Genomic DNA, 2,362 nt, shown 5'->3' with positions numbered 1-2,362 from the left:
ATCGGCATCTATAGTTTCAGGGTCATAACCGGCTAAACCAAGAATTACGGCTTTACCCGATCCATGGCCAACACCTGTTTGTCCCAAAGAGCCATAAAGCTCTACTTTAATATCGGTAACATTTGCTAATAATTGTTGTTCTTGTAGGTCATTAACAAATAAGCGTGATGCGCGCATTGGGCCAACGGTGTGTGATGACGAAGGGCCAATACCAATGCTAAACATATCAAATGCACTGATCATAATGTGTGTCTCTACTTTGTTTTATCAGCACGAAGCTGCTCTTTGAACGGTCGAGCATGATAACGTGGAATTGTGATTGTGTAACTACTAATAACGAAGATTTAAACTGGTAAGGCGAGTTGCTTTGTAAAGTTTTTTATAATGCTTGCAGTCGCACCCCAAAGTAAACCATGTGGCGTTTTAAAACCTTGCAAAATAACCGTTTTCCCAAATCGTTGAAAAGGTAAGGGTTGCCAATTAGCTTCGTTATTTAACTCAGTGACCGAGAGTAAAAAGCTCGCTTGTACTTCATTATAGTCATTTTCCCAGGTGGTGCCTTTATTAAGTAAACCCACATAGGGGCTAATACTAAAACCCGTTAATGTTGAATACTCAGGTAAATGACCTAATACATTAACGTTGCTTTGGGCAATATTTAGCTCTTCTTTTAGTTCGCGAAGGGCTGTGGTGCGAAGGGTAATGTCGCTTACTTCAAACTTACCTCCGGGCAAACAAATCTCCCCAGGGTGATGGTGTAAATAAGTAGGGCGTTTACACAGTAAAATATGTGCATGATTATCTATATCAATAATTGGCAGCATAACAGCGCTAGCACGTTTTTTACGCGTGTCTTTTAACTGGTTTGGCGCAGCTGTAGGGCTTAACAGAAACCGCGCCATAATGTGTTCACTATTCAAAGCGACCTACTGTTTTAATAAAGGGAGGATTTTATTTACTTTATCGTAAGTTTCTTGATATTCCAATTCGACTTTAGAATCAGCTACTATTCCGCCACCTGCCCAGCAGTAAATTTGCGCTTTGTGGCACACCAAGGTACGAATAGTGATACTCGTATCCATATTTCCACATGCACTTAAATAACCAATTGAACCACAATAAATGCTGCGGCGATGTGGTTCTAGTTCTTCAATTATTTCCATCGCTCTAATTTTGGGCGCACCGGTGATTGAGCCACCCGGAAAAGCCGCTTTTAACTGATCGACCGCTGTTTTGCCTTCATCAAGTTCTGAGGTTACCGTGCTTACTAAATGATGCACTGCCGGAAAGCTTTCAATAGCAAAAAGGGAAGGGACGTGGACGCTGCCAGGTTTTGCCACTTTGCCTAAGTCGTTACGCAGTAAATCAACAATCATGACATTTTCAGCGCGATCTTTAGCTGATGCTGCGAGTATTTGGGCTTGGCGTTGATCCTCCAGCGCATCCGCTTTTCGCGGCAGAGTGCCTTTAATAGGTTTGGTTTCTACAACGTTATTATTTACAGATATAAAGCGCTCAGGGGAAATTGATAAAATTGCCCCTTGAGGGTGATTTATAAAGCTCGAAAATGGCGCTTTATTTGCCTCACGCAGTTTAATATAAGCCGCCCAAGGGGAGCCTTCAAACTGAGCGTTAAAGCGCTGCGCTAAATTAATTTGGTAACAATCGCCACTTTTTAGATACTCCTCAATTTGGGCAAACTTTGCAGCGTATTCCGTTTCGCTCATATTTGATTGCCAGTCGCTGTTTAGGGCAAAGGACTGCGTATTAACTTGGGAGTTAGCGTGTGTATTTAAGTATTGCTCATAAAGCGCTAATCGATCGGTGTTTGGCTGCGATACATAAAACCAGCTTTGTTGCTGCTTGTCGTAAATAAGGGCATCTAAGTAAAGGCCAATAGCCATTTGGGGAAGATTAATATCTTCAATAGCACGAGTGGGGATGTTTTCAATTGTACGCCCTAAGTCGTAGCCAAAGTAGCCAAGCCAGCCGCCGTTAAAGGGTAAATCGTAATCGGCTTTTGTTTTAGCAAGATGCGAAAGCTCATTATTCATAATTTCAAAGCAGTTATCACTACTTTCTATATTATTTAAAAAGCTTTTATTATTTTTTACTTCAAGGGTACTTTGCGGCTCAATAGCAACAATATCAAAACGGCTGTTTATATGATTACTATTTGCAGAATCTAATAGAATTGCATAAGGCAAATGTGAAAAATGCGCAAAAACGTCAATGCAGTTTTGTGTTATGCCTAATTTAATACAATTTTTTTTATTGTTTAGCATTTACTGCCCCTTTAAGAACTGGCTCGAAACGGGCTGGGAGGGTATCATAAGTCAAATTTTTTGGCAGCACTAAGCTG

3 protein-coding genes are annotated in these 2,362 nt (G+C 40.9%); all 3 read right to left on the bottom strand.

Annotated elements, in window-relative coordinates; genetic code table 11:
- Positions 1 to 243, bottom strand: a 243-nt coding sequence (locus H5072_RS17105) for a serine dehydratase beta chain (protein ID WP_310735894.1), incomplete at its 3' end; no start/stop codon positions are given.
- 101 nt (positions 244 to 344) lie between these two features.
- Positions 345 to 920 (bottom strand): CoA pyrophosphatase, encoded by a 576-nt coding sequence (locus H5072_RS17100; protein ID WP_024594770.1) that lies wholly within the window; start codon positions 918 to 920, stop codon positions 345 to 347.
- Between the two features lie 6 nt (positions 921 to 926).
- The gene (pabB, locus tag H5072_RS17095) at positions 927 to 2,285 is read right to left on the bottom strand and encodes an aminodeoxychorismate synthase component I (protein WP_024594771.1); all 1,359 of its coding nucleotides are present in this window, start codon (positions 2,283 to 2,285) and stop codon (positions 927 to 929) included.
- Positions 2,286 to 2,362: the final 77 nt, after the last annotated feature.

Origin of the sequence: Pseudoalteromonas sp. SR45-5 (assembly GCF_014163565.1) — a bacterium.
Lineage (GTDB): Bacteria > Pseudomonadota > Gammaproteobacteria > Enterobacterales > Alteromonadaceae > Pseudoalteromonas > Pseudoalteromonas distincta.
The sequence above is the reverse complement of the archived record's forward strand: the minus strand, read 5'-3'. Positions and strand labels throughout refer to the sequence as shown.